This window comes from Amycolatopsis sp. NPDC041971 (genome assembly GCF_055588925.1).
The window spans coordinates 40,192-56,561 of the sequence record NZ_JBVJCE010000015.1 but is presented as its reverse complement, the minus strand read 5'-3'; the positions used below and the strand labels follow the sequence as shown (position 1 = coordinate 56,561).

Here is a 16,370-nt window from a genome sequence, read left to right as displayed (position 1 = left end):
CTCAGGCCTTTCTGGCGTCTTCGACGGCTTCACTGAACCAATCGGTGGTGGTGGAGAAGGTGAAACCGAGACCGGTCGCGCGCGAGGTGTCCAGGACGGCGTACCGGTCGAAGGAGAACGGCGAGGCGTTCCGCTCGACGATCCGGAACCGGGGCTCGACCGAAATCGCACGGGCGATGTCCACGGCGGAAACCTCGCCGTGCGAACCGGCGTTGACCGGACCCGTGAAGTCCGCGAGCACGGTCCAGGTCAGGAACTCCGCGATCTCCCGCGCGTGGATGAACGTGGACGGCCGCGGGTTCGCGTGGATCTCCACGGGTTCCCCAGCGTCCAGCCGTTCGACGTAATGCCGCAGCCGTCCGGTGAAGTCGTCGTCACCGACGACGTGCGCGACCCGCACCGAGGCGAACGGCGTGTCTGCCGCCGCGAAGACCGTCTCGGCCTGCCGCTTGCCTTCGCCGTAATGCGCTTCCAGGAAATCCTCGTCGTGCCAAGGAAGCCCGAGCTCCGCCGTCGAGTGGGAAACCAGCGATTCGGCCATCGGGGTCTCCGTCCGGACCTGGTCGTAGACCTCGATCGTGGACGTCATCACGTACCGCTCCGCGCGGAGGACGCGGCGTGCGATCGCCGCCTGGACCGGGGTGTAGCAGACCTGGTCCAGCACGACGTCGAAGGAACGAGGACCCAGCGCGGCCCTCAGCCCGGCTTCGTCGTCGCGGTCGGCGATCAGGTGGGCGACGCCGACGGGCGCCGGGGTGGAGCCGCGGTTGAGGACGGTGACGTCCAGCCCGGCGTCGCGCAGCCGCTCGACCACCTCCCGGCCGAAGTACCGGCTTCCGCCCAGAATGAGCACTTTCTTCATGCCCACCAGTGTTACGGTGGCGATCCGGGCTCTAGAAGGGGAAACCATGGGTGAATCAGCCGGAACGCTGAAAGAAACTCGGCCGAATCACGGTTTCACGGAAAGCTCACTGGATGTGATCGACCGGCGACTCCTTGAACTCCTCCAGGAGGAAGGCCGCATCACCTTGAGCGAGCTCGGACGTCGCGTTTCGCTGAGTCCAGCCGCTGTCGGCGAGCGCGTCAAACGGCTCGAAGCCGACGGCACGATCATCGGCTACGCGGCGCTCGTCTCGCCCTCCGGGATCGGCCTCGGACTGCGGGCGTTCGTGCGGATGGCACCGCACAGCGGGTTCACCGTCCGGCATCCGCGCACCCGGAAGATCATGGACCGGCCGGAGATCCTCGAACTGCACCATGTGGTGGGGGAGGACTGCTGGATCCTCAAGATCGCCGTGCGCGACACCACGCACCTGGAAGACCTGCTGGAGGATCTGTCCACGCTGGGCGCCACGACGACGTCGATCGTCATGTCCAGCCCGATCGAGCGGCGCGTGCTGCTGCCCTTGTGATCCGTCGGAAGCGACGTCGTCGAGCGGCTGGAACGACTGCCGAAGCGCGGGCCGCCGTAGATATCAGGGCCTGGTCGCGTGCACCACGAACACCGACCGGATCCGGTCCGGCGTTTCGATGTCGAGGCGTTTCACGCTCACCTCGGTGAAACCCGCCTCGGAGGCCAGTTCCGCCGCCTCTTCCTCGGTTTCCGGCAGCTTCAGGTCAGAGGGGACGATGGCGGCGAACGCCTCCGACGGCCGGAACGCCGACGCGAGCGGCAGGCTGAAACCCGCCCTGCCGCCCGGGCGCAGCGCCCGCAGCCAATCGCGGAGCGCGGCCGCGCCGAGGAAGTGCAGCGAAGACGCGCACAGTACGGCGTCCACGCCTTCGTCCTCCACCGGCGACGGAACCGCCGAGGCGACCTGCCAGGTGATGAGCTTGCCGGGATCGCGCGTCGCCGCCTTCGCCTCGGCCTGGGCGATCATGCCCGGCGAGATGTCGATCGCGAGCACTTCGCCCGGCTCCAGGCGCAGCGCGGCGAACGCGGCCACACCCGTACCGGTCGCGACGTCGAGAACTCGTTCGGGCGCCGCAAGGCCGAGACCGTCGACGAGCGCGTCGGCGACGAGGCCGTGAAAAGTGTCTTCGTCGTAGTGTGCGGCGATGCCGTCGAACAGTCCGGCCGCGATCTCCTCGCGCACGCCGGCGACCTCATCCGGGAGGCGGCGCCTGCCGGCGAAACCCAGGTCGAGGCGGTGATACCAGCACAGTTCCGAATCGCCTTCGAGCCAGCAGAGCAGGACGTCGACGCCGTCGAGTTCGGCGGGGAAGTCGATCAGGAGCGGGGCGAACCCCTTCAACTCCGCACCGGTCCGCTGGACGGTCGTCATCAGATCGTCCAACCGGGCCTGCGCGGCCTTCCACTCCGGCATCCCGCCGAGCGCGGTCTCCCGGCCGCCGGGGCGCAGGGACGCGGCGAGTTCGGCCGCGTCGGCGCGAAGACGGACCAGCTCGTCGAGCACGGGACGTAGCCGGGCGAGCTCGGCGCGGGCTTCGGGAACGGTGAACAAACCCATGCGCCGATGGTCTCAGCCCGCTCGGTCGCGCCGCCGGGCGAGTCTCGACGCGAGGCCCGCGCCGATCAGGAGGAAGCCCGTCGCGAGCAGCCCGCCGATGAAGAGCCAGCTCGTGACGCCGTAGGTGACGTCGTTCTGCGGCAGGTACTTCACCAGCCGGAAACCCCATTCCGGGACGGCGATGGTCGCCACGCCGGGCGCGACGCCCCAGACGAGACCGCCGAGGATCGGCCCGGTCGCCGAGAGCGCGCCGAGCAGCCCGACCGCCAGCAACAGGAGCCCGCCACCCACGAGCAGGCCGATGCTCAAGACGTCACGCTGGGTGCTGAGCGTCGCCTGGACGAGCATCTGCTGCCGCAGGCCGCCCCAAGACAACAGGCCGAGGGCGACCGGCGTCAGGATCAGACCGCCTGCGCCGCTGAGGACGCGACGCACGCCTCGGCCCGCGCGCGAGTCTTCGGCGCCCAGGTCGTCGTCGACGGGTTCGTACGGTTCATACGACTCGACGTCCTCGTACGGCCTCCGCGGGTCCTTCGGTGGCTGCTCGTACTCGCCGTACTCCTGGTAGTCCTCGTCGTCGTACTCCGCGACGTACCGGTGCGATGACATGGGCGGGTCACCTCCCTTAACCGGACTACGGACCTCGGCCCCCTTCGGTTCACTTCGATCTCCGCAAAGCGCGTTTAGCCCGCTAAACGCGATTCGGGCGGCGCCGCGAGAAGGTGCCCACCAGGCCGGCCCCGATGAGCAGAAATCCGCTCCCGATCAGGGCGCCCATCGCCAGCCAGGTCACCAAGCCCATCCCGAGGCTCGCCCCGGTCAGGTCGTGGATGAGGCGCATGACGTCCAGCGGGCTCAGCAGGAACGCCAGCCCCGGCAGCACACCCCACAGCAGTCCGCCCACCGCCGGCCCGATCCCGGACAGCGCTCCGAGGAGCGCGACGCCGAGCAGGAGCACGCCGCCGAGGGCCAGCAAGAACAGGCTGAGCGGGTCTTCACCGACGGACATGTACTGCGAGAAACCACGCTGCAACCGTGAGCCGCCGTAGATCGTCAGGCCGAGAGCGGCGGGTGTCAGCAGCACTCCGCCCAGCGCGCTGAGCACGCGCGGCACGGCCCGGCTCGCTTGCCTAGGCTGGGCGCCGTAAGGCTCCGGGACCTGGGACTGCTCGTACGGGGGCACGGCGTAGGGATCGTTCGTCATGGGACCGCCCTTTCCGGTGGGCCGGCAGAGGAGTGCTGTTCGATGATTTCGCGGCCCGCGCGGTTCCGTGACGGCCGGATGGCCGTCGTCCGACCAGGTGACGTCGGTCACAGCGTCCTCGTGGAGACTTGATACCGACCACTACTGGAACCATCCAGGACCGTTAAGCAGTACGCTTGTACCGCTACCGGAAAGACTGAAGAAGAACGCGAAGATCCGCGGAAGGAGCACCGCTGCTCATGGCCAAGATCAAGGTCCAGGGCACCGTCGTCGAGCTCGACGGTGATGAGATGACCCGCATCATTTGGCAGTTCATCAAGGACAGGCTGATCCACCCGTACCTGGACGTGAACCTGGAGTACTACGACCTCGGTATCGAGGAGCGGGACCGCACCGACGACCAGGTCACCGTCGACTCGGCCAACGCGATCAAGAAGCACGGCGTCGGCGTCAAGTGCGCCACGATCACGCCGGACGAGGCGCGCGTCGAAGAGTTCGGCCTGAAGAAGATGTGGCTCTCGCCCAACGGCACGATCCGCAACATCCTCGGCGGCGTGATCTTCCGCGAGCCGATCGTCATCCAGAACATCCCGCGCCTGGTGCCCGGCTGGACCAAGCCGATCATCATCGGCCGTCACGCGCACGGTGACCAGTACAAGGCGACCAACTTCAAGGTCCCCGGTCCCGGCACGCTGACCATCAGCTACACCCCGGACGACGGCTCCGAGCCGATGGAGTTCGAGGTCGCGAAGTTCCCCGAGGGCGGCGGCGTCGCCATGGGCATGTACAACTACCGCAAGTCCATCGAGGATTTCGCGCGCGCCTCGCTGCAGTACGGCCTCGACCGCGAGTACCCGGTCTACATGTCGACCAAGAACACCATCCTCAAGGCCTACGACGGCATGTTCAAGGACGTGTTCGAGGAGATCTACCAGGCCGAGTTCAAGGCCGACTTCGACGCCAAGGGCATCTCTTACGAGCACCGCCTGATCGACGACATGGTCGCCGCGGCGATGAAGTGGGAGGGCGGCTACGTCTGGGCCTGCAAGAACTACGACGGTGACGTCCAGTCCGACACGGTCGCGCAGGGCTTCGGCTCGCTGGGCCTGATGACGTCGGTGCTGCGCACCCCGGACGGCAAGACCGTCGAGGCCGAGGCCGCGCACGGCACCGTGACCCGGCACTACCGCCAGCACCAGCAGGGCAAGCCGACCTCGACCAACCCGATCGCGTCCATCTACGCGTGGACCCGGGGCCTCGAGCACCGCGGCAAGCTGGACTCGAACCCGGAACTGATCGGGTTCGCGAACAAGCTGGAGCAGGTCGTCGTCGAAACCGTCGAGAGCGGCAAGATGACCAAGGACCTCGCGCTGCTGATCAGCAAGGACCAGGCCTTCCAGACCACCGAGGAATTCCTCGCGACGCTGGACGCCAACCTGGCCAAGAAGATCGCCCAGGGCTGAGTTTCGCGTCGAGTGTGTGAAAGCCCCCTTCCCTCGCCGGAAGGGGGCTTTCGCGTACTTGTGACCGTGGGTAGCACGCCCGCCGTCCGGTTGGCGCCTCCGGGTGGTTGGCAATCCGGGATCTGGGCGGCCGTCCCGGCTTCTGCCACTCTGGTCCAGACAGAAAACGATTCCCTTGTTCGAGGAGTGACCATCATGGCCATCTCGAAACCGGTCTTGTTCATCGGCGGCGGACTCGCGCTGATCGTCGTCGTCGCCATCTCGGGACAGGACAGGGAGTCCAGCGCTTCGAGTCCGACCGGATGCCAGGTCGTGGTGACGGCCGACGTGCTCAACGCGCGCGACGCCCCCGGTGGGCAGAAGATCGTCGGCAAGTACGTCAAGGACGCGAAGATCGACGCGCAGCCGGTGGTCGAGAAGGGCTTCCGCAAGATCGCCGAGGGCAAATGGGTCTCCGCCGAGTTCACGACCCCGATCGAAGGCGCCAAATGCGGCCCGTGACCTGCGGCTTCGCGTTTAGCCTGCTAACCGCGGCGGGCCTGTGACTTGCGGCTTCGCGTTTAGCCCGCTAAACGCAAGTGGGCGCCTTCCTCGGCCGCCAGCACCTCGCCGCTGAACTCCTTCCGTGCTTCGGCGACCGAGACCGCGCGGTCGGAGCCTGGCCAGAAGTGGGTCAGCAGCAGCCGCCGGGCACCCGCGCGCTCGGCCCAGTACCCGGCCTCGCCCGCCGTCGACACCAGGCGCGGCGTCTCGTCAGGAGAAGGGCCCTGCAACGTGGCGTCCGCGATGAGCAGGTCGGCGTCGCGCGCCAGCTCCGCCAGGATCGGGCTCGGCCCGCTGTCCCCGGTATAGGCGACGGTGAGCCCGGGCGCGGTCAGCCGGACGCCGTGATTCGGTACATGGTGCGGCAGCGGGAACGTGGTCATCCGGAACGGCCCGACCTCGCGCGGCGGACCGAGTTCGGACACGTCGAAGATCGTCGTCGGATGCGGTCGCGGCTCCATCGCTTCGAGCCGCCGCACCGTGCCCGGCGTGCAGTGCAGCGGGATCCTCGGCTCGTCCGGCAGCCCGTAGGCGCGGGCACGGCCGAGCGCGCTCACGTCGGCGCAGTGATCGGGATGCTCGTGCGTCACCACCACCGCGTCGACCCGGCCGCCGGGACAGTGTTCGAACAGCCGTGACGCGGCGCCGTAACCGAGGTCGAGTACGACCTTGAACTCCTCGTGGACCAGGAGGAAACCGGCGCAGGCCCGGCCCGGTTCCGGCCAGGCGCCGCAGCTGCCCAGCACGGTCAGCTCGCTCATGCGCGCAGTCTCGCAGAGCGCACGCCGTGCCGGTTCTGTCGGACCCCCCGGGTAGCGTGCGAAGAGTGCTGACCGTCTCCACTGTGAATGTCAACGGCCTCCGTGCCGCCGCGAAAAAAGGCTTCGTCGAGTGGCTGGGCTCGACGACGGCCGACGTCGTCGCCTGCCAGGAGGTCCGAGCCGAGCTCAAGGAGCTCCCGGCCGGCGCCGCCGCGCCCGAAGGCTGGCACGTGGTGCACGCGCCGTCGGCGCAGAAGGGGCGCAACGGCGTCATGCTCTTCAGCCGGGCCGAGCCGGAAGAGGTCCGCATCGGGTTCGGCGAGCCCGAATTCGAGGACAGCGGCCGCTACGCCGAGATCCACCTGCCGGACGTCGTGGTCGCGAGCCTGTACTTGCCCAGCGGCGACGTCGGCACCCCGCGCCAAGACGAAAAAGAGCGCTTCATGGCGGCGTTCCTGCCGTACCTCGTCGACCTGCGCGCCAAAGCAGCGGCCGGTGGCCGTGAGGTCGTCGTCGTGGGCGACTGGAACATCGCCTACGACAAGACCGACTTGAAGAACTGGCGCGGCAACCAGAAGAGCTCGGGCTTCCTGCCGGAAGAGCGAGAGTGGCTCGGCCGCGTGTTCACCGAGGCCGGGTATGTCGACGTGCAGCGCAAGCTCGAGCCGGAAGGCCCCGGCCCGTATACCTGGTGGTCGTACCGCGGGAAGGCGTTCGACAACGACTCGGGCTGGCGCATCGACTGTCAGATCGCCACCCCCGGCCTGGCCGAGCGGTGCACTTCCGTCGTCGTCGAGCGCGCCGAGTCCTACGACCAGCGCTGGTCCGACCACGCGCCGGTGACGGCGACGTACCGGGACTGAGCGACCGGCCGAAGGTCCAGGATCACGGCTGTTCGCCGTGACCTCCGGGATCCGGTCAGGCACAATCGAGTTCGACGCGGGGCCGGGGTTTGAGTACTTCGGCACGTACTTCGACCTGAAGGTTCGAGCAGGTGCTCGGTCGCCCGGTCGATCTCATCAGCGTGACCAGCATTCGAAATCCGTACCTCAAACAGCGGGTGCTGGAGACACGGGAGCTTCTCTAAGCGGCGTGACGCTCGCTTTGAGGGCTGCGGAGCTGTTGAGCGAGTCAGTCCCCTGACCTCGGGCGTATCGGCGCGTTTCGCGACATCCTCATCCACGGTTACGCGACGGTCGACGATGCCTTGGTGTGGCAGGTACTCACTGAGAGACTTCCTGGATTGATCGGTGTTCCGCGGCGGTTGCAAGATGCGTAGGTCCGACCACGCGCCGGCAACGTGCTCCGGATAATCTGCGCGCGGGAGATCCGGGGGTTGCGATGGAAACGAACGAAGCCAGGCGTATCGAGGCGACCAACGCCGAGCGCTACGCCATGTCCGGCCAGTACGGGTGGGAGTTCAGCCCGGACGCGCCGAACCTCCTGGAGCGGTGGACGGTGCTGCCGTTCAGTCAGCGCGGGGACAAGCGGATGGCGTTCGGCGCCCTGAGCGGCGCGTATCAGGGGCTGCGGTTCAGCGTCTTCGACTATCACCGCCGCCCGACGGTCACGAGCGTGCACACGCGGTGGACCAACAAGAAGGTCAACGAGCTCGACACGATCTCGATCGACACGGTCTGGGTGGTCACCCTGCCCGCGCCGATGCCGAATTTCCAGATCGTGTCGAGTATCGAGTCCGCCTGGGACGTCGAGCAGTACCCGGAGCCCGCCACCGCGGACCGGAAGTTCAACCGCTGGTACAAGCTGATCGACACCGACCCGAACGTCGCGGTCGGAGTGCTGACACCGCAAGTGGCCGCCACGATGCGCTCCTCGAAGCTGCACACTTGGTCGCTGGTTGGCGCGGAGTTGGTCTACGTCGAGAATCCGACGTTCGGCCGGACGAAACCGGACGAGATCCTCGCGACGCTCGGCAAGCTCGCGCAGCTGGTGCCGCTGCTGCCGTTCCACCTCGGTGGCGGACAGCCCGCCGCGCCGCCGCCGCCACCGCAGCAGCCCCAGTACCCGCAACAACCCCAGTACCCGCAACAGCCGTATCCGCCGCAGAATCCCGGGTATCCGCAGCAGTATCCGCCTCCGCCGCAGTACGGCCCGCCGCCGTATCCGCCGCAGCAGCCGGGATATCCGCCGCCCCAGTACCCGCCGCCGCACTACCCGCCGCCGCACTACCCGCAACCCGGGTATCCGCCGCCGGGTTACCCGCCGCGCGGTTACTGACGGGCTGTCCACACTGGACTCTCGACGAAATGGTTGTCGAGTTTTCCTGGCTGTCCAAGAGATCTCGGACGTTCGCCTCGTCGTGGCCGACTTTTCCAGTACGTCCGCCGACGAGTCCGCGGCCGCGCGGAAAGCGTGTGTGGTCAGCGGCGGAACGACGAGCATGAAGAACATCTCGGAGGAGCCGGCGTGATAGTGCGTCGCCGCTCCAACGGCTCCGACGTCCAGCTGTGTTCTCGCCCCGCTCCTGACTCCGCTTGTGGCCAAGATACGTGGAGCCATGCCGACGATAGTTTCACCACTGATAATTCGCGGGCAAACTATCTCCTGTCGAATGGACTGAGGTCGTGAGCGAAACGCGGGCGCGATCGACGCGGTGGTCGGCGCATGGCGGCGCGAACGGGTCGCCGGGCGACTCGGCCGGGTGGCGATGCTGACCACGCCGATGGTGGAAGCCGTGTTCGCGAGGCACGGCCTGAAAAACGGAGAGTTCGACGTGCTCGCGGCGCTCAGGCGATCCGGGAAGCCGTACACGCTGATCTCGTCCGAGCTGTCCGCGACGCTGATGATGTCCAGGGCCGGGATGACCAGCCGTATCGACCGGCTCGAGGCGGCTGGACTGGTCGAACGGGCGCTGAACCCCGAAGACCGGCGCAGCTTCCGGGTCACGCTGACCGAGCGCGGTTTCGAAGTCGTCGACGTCGCGATGACCGAGCACACGGCGAACGTCGCGAAGCTCCTGTCGCCGCTGGGTGAGGACCTCGGCGTCCTGGATGCCGCGCTGCGCCGCCTGCTGGTGTCCCTCGACGAAAACTGAAGGGGCCCTGCGCCACTTCACATGCGGCGAAGGGCCCCTCCCTGAATGGATCAGCAGTGCAGGTTGCCCCCGGGGTTGACGCCGAGGATGCCGGTGAACTGCTGGTACTTGTTCACGCGGCTCTGCACCTGGGCCGGGTTGCCGCCGTTGCACTCGATGCTTCCGTTGATGCTGCGGATGGTCTCACCGAAACCGCGGCTGTTGACCATCGCGTTGTGCGGGGTCATCGTGCCCGGACCGTTCTGGGTCATCCAGTACCAGATGCCGGTCTTCCAGGCGACCGCCGCGTCGTTCTGCACCAGCCACGGGTTGGTCAGCAGCGGCAGGCCCAGCGCGTCGCCGGCGGCCTTGTAGTTGAAGTTCCAGCTCAGCTGGATCGGACCGCGGCCGTAGTACGCGGCGTTGCCCGCGGGGCAGCCGTAGGACTGGCTCGTGTCGCAGTAGTGCGGGTAGTTGGCCTGGTTCTGTTCGACGATGTGGACGAGGCCGCCGGTTTCGTGGCTGACGTTCGCCAGGAAGGCGGCCGCTTCCTGCTTCTTCACCGTATCGCTGCCCGTGCCGGCGAAGGCCGGATACGCGCTGAGAGCGGTGACCAGGCCGTTGTAGGTGTAGAAGGGGTTCCGGCTCGGGAACATCTGGTTGAACTGGGCCTCGCTGACCACGAAGCCGGACGGGTTCGGCGGGTTGGTCGTGCCGCCGCAGGCGCCCTGATCGGCCCACACCTGCGCTTTACCAGGGGTTTCGTTCTGTGTCCACCACTTCGCGGACCAGTTGTGCCCGTTGTGGGAGGCGGTGTTGCCGCCCCGGTAGACCGAGCTCGCGTTCCACGGCGCCACGCAGTCCGCGGCGGAGGCGGATTGGGCCGGGACGACCACGGCGACCGTGGTGGCGGCGATGGTGGCGGCGACCGCCGCGAGAATACGTCGAAGAGACATCGGTGGCTCCTTCGTGCGAGGGGACCATGCAGGGATTGGTCTATACCTTTTAAGGGGTATGGCCACAGGTATAGACCATTGCGCACAAGAAACCAACCGGGAGAAGTGGGGTATTGCCTGTTCGGCCGCGCGGTGACAGCCGAATGGCGTAATGCTGTCCGCTTTTGCCCTGAACCGATTCCGGCGGTGACAACTCTGAGAAGAGGGGTGCTCGAATGATCCCCCCTGTGAGGGGCTAGTCTCGGGCCCCGAGTTGATCAGAACCCACAGGTCTTGACACGCTCTGTAGTTTTTTGACCAGCAGCCTGGAAATGCTCACTCGTTCGGGTTAGCGTTCCGGTTCGGCAATGTCACGTCACGGGAGGCACTCCGGTGCGGAACCCAGTTCATCTCCTGATGCGATCGGCCCTGCCCGCGGCCAGGGCCGCGGCGGTCGTCGCGATCCCGGTCGCCCTGCTCGTCGCGGGTGCCGGTCCGGCATCGGCCGCGGAGTCGGCGACGCGTTCGGAGATGGCGTTCGGTCTTCTGGGCCCGGTCGGCTTGATCGCCGTCGCGCTCGGCATCGTCGGGATGGCTTTCGGTGTGTTCCGTCAGCGCCGGAAGGCCCGCGCGGCCGCCGTCGCCCTCGCTCCCGTGGCCCCGGCCCGGCCCGCCGCCCCGAACGTCGCCGCGATGGCCGAGGCCGTCCTCGCGAACGACGCCCTCACCCGCCAGCCGCGCCCCTGACCTGCGTCCTCCCGGTCCAGATCGCGTTTAGCCCGCTAAAGGCGACCTGCCCTCCCGGATCGCGTTTAGCCCGCTAAAGGCGAGTCCGCCCGCCTGGGTGCCCCCGGCCCCTCGGATCGCGTTTAGCCCGCTGAACGCAGGTCGGGGGCGAGGCCGGGTAGATCGCGTTTAGCCCGCTAAAGGCGACGTGGCGGATTTCTTGGGTAGGTACACCTAGTCCGGCCCGGATTGTTTAGCCGCCCGCTGATCGCCACGCTCGGGTCCATGACGGTGACGCGGCGTCGCAGCCGGCCCGGTGACCCCTTCCCGCGCGCTCTGGACCGGGCGATCACGGAGAGCGGTCTCGGCCTCGACCGGATCCGGCACCGGCTCGCCCAGCAGGGCGTCCGGGTCAGTGTCGCGACCTTGAGCTATTGGCGGACCGGAAGAAGCCGCCCCGAGCGGTGCGACTCCCTGAAGGCGGTCGCGCTGCTGGAGCGGCTGTTCGAACTTCCGCGCGGTTCGTTGCTGAACCGGCTGGGCCCGCGTCGCCCCCGGGGACGGTGGGGCGACGCGGGAACCGGATCAGACTCCGGAGTTGGTGCGGATCCAGCTGCGGAAGTAGGGGACGTCCACGTAGATCGACGGCCCGGTCGCGCAGGTGCTGCTGTTGTTCCCCGCGCGGCTGGTGGCGCCGACCAGCTGCCAGACACCGTTGACCTGCTTCACCTGCGGGCCACCCGAGTCGCCGTAGCAGGCGCCCTTGTTCCCGTCGGGGTTGTTGGTGCAGATCTCGCTCGCGCCGCGGATGCCGAGGCAACGGCTGTCGGCGACGATCGAGGTGTTCAGCTCCTGCAGGGTGATCGGGGCACCGCAGGCGCCACGCGGGGCACAGGTCTGGCCCCAGCCGATGATCCGCGTCGCGGTGCCGACGGCCCCGGACGAATCGGCGATCGTGATCGGCGCCTGCGACACCGCCGTCGAGAGACGCAGCAGCGCCAGGTCGGCGGTCGGGTGGGCGATCCGCTGGGCCACGCGGGCGACGGTGCCGCCGCTGGTGCGGTTCGTGGTGCCGACGCGCACCTGGTACGGCGTGCCACAGTGCGCCGCGGTGACCACCCAGGTCGAGCTGATCAGTGAGCCACCACACTGGTGGCCGCCGCCGCTCGACTGCTGCGACGCCATGAACGAGTAGACCTGGGTCGCGTTGCCGCCGCCGACGATGTTCGGCTGGACGCCGCCGGTGGGCTCGGTCGCAGCCGCGACGCCGGGGAGCGAGAACACGGCCGCGGCCGCGATGGCCAAGCCCATCAGCAGGGATCGTGCCTTCATCTGGGTTCTCCTTCGGTGTGGCCGGAAGATCCGGTGCCATGAACGCTAGGAATCGGACACCGCGCTCAGAACCGTCGGAAGTATGTGGCGGTTAACCGTTTAGAACGTTCGGCCGGGGGTGAGGCCGGGTGACCCGCCGAGCGGGGGCCTGAGAGAATCCGGGCGTGTCCGACGAACTGAAGCGCCCGCGGGTGCTCTCCGGGATCCAGCCGACCGCCGACTCGTTCCACCTTGGCAACTACCTGGGTGCGCTGCGGCAATGGGTGCGGCTGCAGGACACCCACGACACCTTCTACATGGTCGTCGATCTGCACGCGATCACCGTCGAACAGGACCCAAAGGTGCTGCTCGACCGCACACGCCGCTCGGCCGCGCAGCTGCTCGCGCTCGGCGTCGACCCGGCTCGCAGCGCGCTGTTCGTCCAGAGCCAGGTACCCGAGCACGCCCAGCTGGGGTGGGTGCTGGAGTGCCAGACCGGGTTCGGCGAAGCGAGCCGGATGACGCAGTTCAAGGACAAGGCCGCGAAGCAGGGCACGGATCGCGCCAGCGTCGGCCTGTTCACCTACCCGGTCCTGCAGGCCGCGGACATCCTGCTGTACCAGGCGAACGAGGTCCCCGTCGGCGAGGACCAGCGGCAGCACCTGGAGCTGACGCGCAACCTCGCGCAGCGGTTCAACAATCGCTACGGCAAGACTTTCACCGTGCCGGAGCCGCATATCGTCAAGGACACGGCGAAGATCTACGACCTGCAGGAGCCGACCGCGAAGATGAGCAAGTCCTCGTCGACCGGCAACGGCCTCATCGAGTTGCTCGAAGACCCGAAGAAGTCGGCGAAGAAGGTGCGCTCGGCGGTCACCGACACGGGCCGCGAGATCGTCTTCGACACCGAGAACAAGCCGGGCGTCTCGAACCTGCTGACCATCCTCTCCGCGCTGACCGACCAGCCGGTCGCCGAACTCCAGAACTCGTACGAGGGCAAGGGCTACGGCGACCTGAAGAAGGGCGTCGCGGAGGCGTTCGTCGAATGGGTCACGCCGGTGCAGGAGCGCGTCCAGTCCTACTTGGACGACGTCACCGAGCTCGACAAGGCGCTGGCTCTCGGCGCGCAACGGGCCAGGGAAGTCGCTTCGGTGACTTTGCGGAACGTCTACGACAACATCGGGTTCCTTCCCCCGGCAGGCTGATTCGCGCTGCGATGTCGTCGCCGTGTGGTTAGCGTTCGACGGTGGCGAATGATGACGGCGCGAAGCCGGAAGAGGATAAGCTGTTACCGCGTTTGAGGCGGAAGTACGGCTGGCTCGATCACCTCATCCGGGCGAACGACGCGTTCACCGAGCGCTACGGCAACCACTACGCCGCCGCGATCACCTACTTCAGTGTGCTTTCGGTGATCCCGATCTTGATGGTCGCCTTCGCGATCCTCAAGATCGTGCTCGCGGGCGATCAGGTGGTGACGAACCAGCTCGTCGACGGCATCAAGAAGTCGGTCCCGGAGGGGCTCAGCGATCTGGTCGGCAGCATCATCAAGGCGGCGCTGGACTCCGGCGGCGGTATCGGGGTGTTCGGTCTGCTGCTCGCGCTGTACTCCGGCGTCGGCTGGATGTCGAACCTGCGTGACGCGCTGACCGCCCAATGGGGCCAGGAAAAGCAGAAGCTCCCGCTGGTTTCGACGACCATCAAGGATCTGCTGTCCCTCGTCGGGCTCGGCCTCGCGCTGGTGGTCTCGTTCGGTCTCACCGCGGCGGGCAGCGGCGTCGGGCGGTACCTGCTCGAACTGGTCGGTCTCGAGAACCAGGGCTGGGCCGTGTTCCTGCTGAAGGTCGCGACGATCGTGCTCGGCCTGCTCGCGAACACCCTGGTCTTCCTGTGGGTCATCGCGAGGCTGCCTCGTGAGCATGTCGCGTTGCGCAGCGCGGTCAAGGGCGCGATCTTCGCCGCGGTCGGGTTCATCGTGCTCCAGCAGGCCGCGACCCTTTACCTCGGCAGTGTCACGAAATCACCGGCGTTCACGTTGTTCGGCCCGGTGATCGGCCTGCTCGTGTTCGCGAACCTCGTCTCGCGATTCCTGCTCTTCGTCACCGCGTGGACGGCGACGGCGAAGGAAAACTCGAAGACGGTCATCGAGCCGCCGGCCCCGGTTCTGATCCACCCGCGGGTGACCGTTCAGCAGGGGCCGGGGCTCGGTGCCGTCAGCGGGGCTTTCGCGACCGGCGCGTTTTTGGGCTGGCTCGGCCGCCGAAAGTCCTGAAGCTCCGGCTACTGACCGGGGTTCCGAGAAGCCTCCTGTGCGACGGGCTGTCACGGCCGGGGCGGCCGCTGCCCGCCGATCTCGGCTACTCGCCCGCCATGGCCTTCTTGCGCTGGTGACCGACGACGAACGACGCCACGATGACCAGGAAGACGACCAGCGTGATGATCCAGCCCGTCACCCCGAACGGGTCTTCGGCCGCGGCCGCGGCGCCACTGTTCGGCGCGCCCTCGGCGTTCGGCGCGGCATTGGCCGGAGCCGCTACCACCGGGTCCGGCGGCCGGTATTCGATGCGCCCCACCGGTTCGGCGTTGGCCTCGCGCAGCGCGATACCGTAATCGAGGAGCTTCGCGGCCTGTTCGGTGACCCGCGTCGGGCGCTGCTCAGCGCGAAGCATCACCACCCCGACCCGGTGCCCGTTCTGGACCGCGCTGCCGGCGTAGGTGTGGCGCGCGTCATCGGTGAAGCCGGTCTTTCCGCCGGTGAAACCGGGATAGTTGCCGAGGAGTTTGTTGTCGTTGTAGATCGTGACGACCGGTTTTCCCGCGGTGGGCGGGATTTCGAAGCTCCTGGTCTTGACCACCTTGGCGAATTCGGGGTTCTTCATCGCGTGGTGGAAGATCAGGCTCATGTCGTAGGCGGAGGTCGACATGCCGGGACCGTCGAGCCCGGACGGTGTCGCGGCCCGGGTGTCCGTGGCGCCGATGCTGGTGGCCAGCGCGTTCATCTTCGCGAGGGCCGCGTCCACACCGCCGAGCACGGTGGAGAGCGCGTGCGCCGCGTCGTTCCCCGAGTGCATCAGCAGGCCGTGCAGCAGCTGGTCCACTGTGTACTGACCGCCCGCGGCGATGCCCATGCAGGTGCACTCCTGCTCGGCGTTCTCCTTGGTCGGCACGACGACCTTGTTCGGCGGCAGTTCGGTGACCACCACCAGCCCGAGCAGGATCTTGATCAGCGAGGCGGGCCGCTGACGGGCGTGCGGATCCTTCGCGGCGATGATGTCGCCGGTTTCGAGATCCTGCAGCACCCAGGACGCGGCGGTGCTTCCCTCGGGCGGGTTCAGCGCGCGCTTCGGCAGCACGAGCCCGCATTCGGCCATCCGGTCGCCCCCCACCGGGACCGGCGGGACCGGCAACGGCGCCGGCGCCGTCTCCCCGGGGCGCGGTTTCTCGGAGGTGTCGACCGGCGCGGGAGGCGTCGTCTTGTTCGCGCACGGCTGCGCCTGGGCTGGTGGCTTCGGAGCGGCTGTGGCCACCGGCGTCACCGCGAGGGCGAGCACACCGGAAACGAGGACCATGAGCGACCGGGAGATAGCGCTGTGCACCCGAGCAATGTAGCGTCGCCGGGCTCGCTGCATACTCAGGGGCATGCGCATTTCGCGAGGTACTTCGATGTTCCTGCTGGGTTTCGGCGTGTGGTCGTGGATCATCTGGATCACTTTCGCCAAGAACCTCTGGGACAGCGACCGCGCCTGGGCCGCCGACGGCTCACCCACCGCTTACTTCATCGTGCACGCGGTGCTGACGGTCGTCTCGTTCGTGCTCGGCACCATCATCGGCCTGATCGGTCTGCGCACGCTTCGTGGCGCCAAGTCACAGAATGCGGAAAAGGCTGACGCCTGATCAGGTTTGTCGTCCTTTTGACGGTGGTGGC

Annotated in this window: 19 protein-coding genes; 11 read left to right on the top strand and 8 right to left on the bottom strand. The window is 67.7% G+C overall.

What is annotated here, in order from left to right; all coding sequences use genetic code 11:
* Position 1: 1 nt before the first annotated feature.
* On the bottom strand, positions 2-862 hold the full coding sequence (locus ACZ6DT_RS27030) for an NAD-dependent epimerase/dehydratase family protein (RefSeq protein ID WP_465600180.1): 861 nt from the start codon (positions 860-862) through the stop codon (positions 2-4).
* 46 nt (positions 863-908) lie between these two features.
* Between ACZ6DT_RS27030 and ACZ6DT_RS27025 the strand changes: the two genes are divergently transcribed.
* Positions 909-1,412 carry an Lrp/AsnC family transcriptional regulator gene (locus ACZ6DT_RS27025; RefSeq protein WP_465600178.1) on the top strand — a complete coding sequence of 168 codons (504 nt, stop codon included), beginning with the start codon at positions 909-911 and terminating at the stop codon, positions 1,410-1,412.
* A gap of 63 nt (positions 1,413-1,475) precedes the next feature.
* Here the strand turns inward: ACZ6DT_RS27025 and ACZ6DT_RS27020 are convergent, their stop codons facing one another.
* From ACZ6DT_RS27020 to ACZ6DT_RS27010, 3 genes are all read right to left on the bottom strand, one after another.
* A complete protein-coding gene (locus tag ACZ6DT_RS27020) occupies positions 1,476-2,471 on the bottom strand; it encodes a DUF2203 family protein (protein WP_465600175.1) in 996 nt (331 codons plus the stop codon).
* A gap of 12 nt (positions 2,472-2,483) precedes the next feature.
* Positions 2,484-3,080 (bottom strand): hypothetical protein, encoded by a 597-nt coding sequence (locus ACZ6DT_RS27015; protein WP_465600172.1) that lies wholly within the window; start codon positions 3,078-3,080, stop codon positions 2,484-2,486.
* Between the two features lie 82 nt (positions 3,081-3,162).
* Positions 3,163-3,675, bottom strand: coding sequence for a hypothetical protein (locus ACZ6DT_RS27010; RefSeq protein ID WP_465600169.1), 513 nt, complete (start codon positions 3,673-3,675; stop codon positions 3,163-3,165).
* 239 nt (positions 3,676-3,914) lie between these two features.
* Between ACZ6DT_RS27010 and ACZ6DT_RS27005 the strand changes: the two genes are divergently transcribed.
* Positions 3,915-5,138, top strand: coding sequence for an NADP-dependent isocitrate dehydrogenase (locus ACZ6DT_RS27005; RefSeq protein ID WP_034304555.1), 1,224 nt, complete (start codon positions 3,915-3,917; stop codon positions 5,136-5,138).
* Between the two features lie 195 nt (positions 5,139-5,333).
* Complete coding sequence (locus ACZ6DT_RS27000) at positions 5,334-5,639, top strand: SH3 domain-containing protein (RefSeq protein WP_465600167.1); 306 nt, start codon at positions 5,334-5,336, stop codon at positions 5,637-5,639.
* A 59-nt stretch (positions 5,640-5,698) separates the two neighbouring features.
* On the opposite strand, the gene ACZ6DT_RS26995 is transcribed toward ACZ6DT_RS27000, so the two are convergent.
* Complete coding sequence (locus ACZ6DT_RS26995) at positions 5,699-6,442, bottom strand: MBL fold metallo-hydrolase (protein ID WP_465600164.1); 744 nt, start codon at positions 6,440-6,442, stop codon at positions 5,699-5,701.
* A 56-nt stretch (positions 6,443-6,498) separates the two neighbouring features.
* Here ACZ6DT_RS26995 and ACZ6DT_RS26990 point away from each other — a divergent pair, with 56 nt between their 5' ends.
* From ACZ6DT_RS26990 to ACZ6DT_RS26975, 4 genes are all read left to right on the top strand, one after another.
* Positions 6,499-7,305: an exodeoxyribonuclease III gene (locus ACZ6DT_RS26990; protein ID WP_465600162.1), complete on the top strand. Its 807-nt coding sequence runs from the start codon at positions 6,499-6,501 to the stop codon at positions 7,303-7,305.
* 290 nt (positions 7,306-7,595) lie between these two features.
* Positions 7,596-7,721 (top strand): HepT-like ribonuclease domain-containing protein, encoded by a 126-nt coding sequence (locus ACZ6DT_RS26985; RefSeq protein WP_465600568.1) that lies wholly within the window; start codon positions 7,596-7,598, stop codon positions 7,719-7,721.
* 62 nt (positions 7,722-7,783) lie between these two features.
* A complete protein-coding gene (locus ACZ6DT_RS26980; RefSeq protein WP_465600159.1) occupies positions 7,784-8,680 on the top strand; it encodes a hypothetical protein in 897 nt (298 codons plus the stop codon).
* Positions 8,681-9,056: 376 nt separating this feature from the next.
* Positions 9,057-9,497, top strand: coding sequence for a MarR family winged helix-turn-helix transcriptional regulator (locus tag ACZ6DT_RS26975; protein ID WP_465600156.1), 441 nt, complete (start codon positions 9,057-9,059; stop codon positions 9,495-9,497).
* Positions 9,498-9,547: 50 nt separating this feature from the next.
* Here ACZ6DT_RS26975 and ACZ6DT_RS26970 read toward each other — a convergent pair whose 3' ends face one another.
* Complete coding sequence (locus ACZ6DT_RS26970) at positions 9,548-10,432, bottom strand: glycoside hydrolase family 19 protein (protein WP_465600153.1); 885 nt, start codon at positions 10,430-10,432, stop codon at positions 9,548-9,550.
* A 396-nt stretch (positions 10,433-10,828) separates the two neighbouring features.
* Here ACZ6DT_RS26970 and ACZ6DT_RS26965 point away from each other — a divergent pair, with 396 nt between their 5' ends.
* Positions 10,829-11,158 carry a hypothetical protein gene (locus ACZ6DT_RS26965; protein ID WP_465600566.1) on the top strand — a complete coding sequence of 110 codons (330 nt, stop codon included), beginning with the start codon at positions 10,829-10,831 and terminating at the stop codon, positions 11,156-11,158.
* 564 nt (positions 11,159-11,722) lie between these two features.
* Here ACZ6DT_RS26965 and ACZ6DT_RS26960 read toward each other — a convergent pair.
* Complete coding sequence (locus ACZ6DT_RS26960; protein WP_465600151.1) at positions 11,723-12,469, bottom strand: S1 family peptidase; 747 nt, start codon at positions 12,467-12,469, stop codon at positions 11,723-11,725.
* Between the two features lie 164 nt (positions 12,470-12,633).
* Between ACZ6DT_RS26960 and trpS the strand changes: the two genes are divergently transcribed.
* On the top strand, positions 12,634-13,653 hold the full coding sequence (trpS, locus tag ACZ6DT_RS26955) for a tryptophan--tRNA ligase (protein WP_465600148.1): 1,020 nt from the start codon (positions 12,634-12,636) through the stop codon (positions 13,651-13,653).
* 41 nt (positions 13,654-13,694) lie between these two features.
* On the top strand, positions 13,695-14,717 hold the full coding sequence (locus ACZ6DT_RS26950; RefSeq protein ID WP_465600146.1) for a YhjD/YihY/BrkB family envelope integrity protein: 1,023 nt from the start codon (positions 13,695-13,697) through the stop codon (positions 14,715-14,717).
* An 85-nt stretch (positions 14,718-14,802) separates the two neighbouring features.
* On the opposite strand, the gene ACZ6DT_RS26945 is transcribed toward ACZ6DT_RS26950, so the two are convergent.
* Positions 14,803-16,041, bottom strand: coding sequence for a D-alanyl-D-alanine carboxypeptidase family protein (locus ACZ6DT_RS26945; protein ID WP_465600144.1), 1,239 nt, complete (start codon positions 16,039-16,041; stop codon positions 14,803-14,805).
* Positions 16,042-16,084: 43 nt separating this feature from the next.
* Between ACZ6DT_RS26945 and ACZ6DT_RS26940 the strand changes: the two genes are divergently transcribed.
* The gene (locus ACZ6DT_RS26940; protein WP_465600142.1) at positions 16,085-16,339 is read left to right on the top strand and encodes an SCO4848 family membrane protein; all 255 of its coding nucleotides are present in this window, start codon (positions 16,085-16,087) and stop codon (positions 16,337-16,339) included.
* Positions 16,340-16,370: the final 31 nt, after the last annotated feature.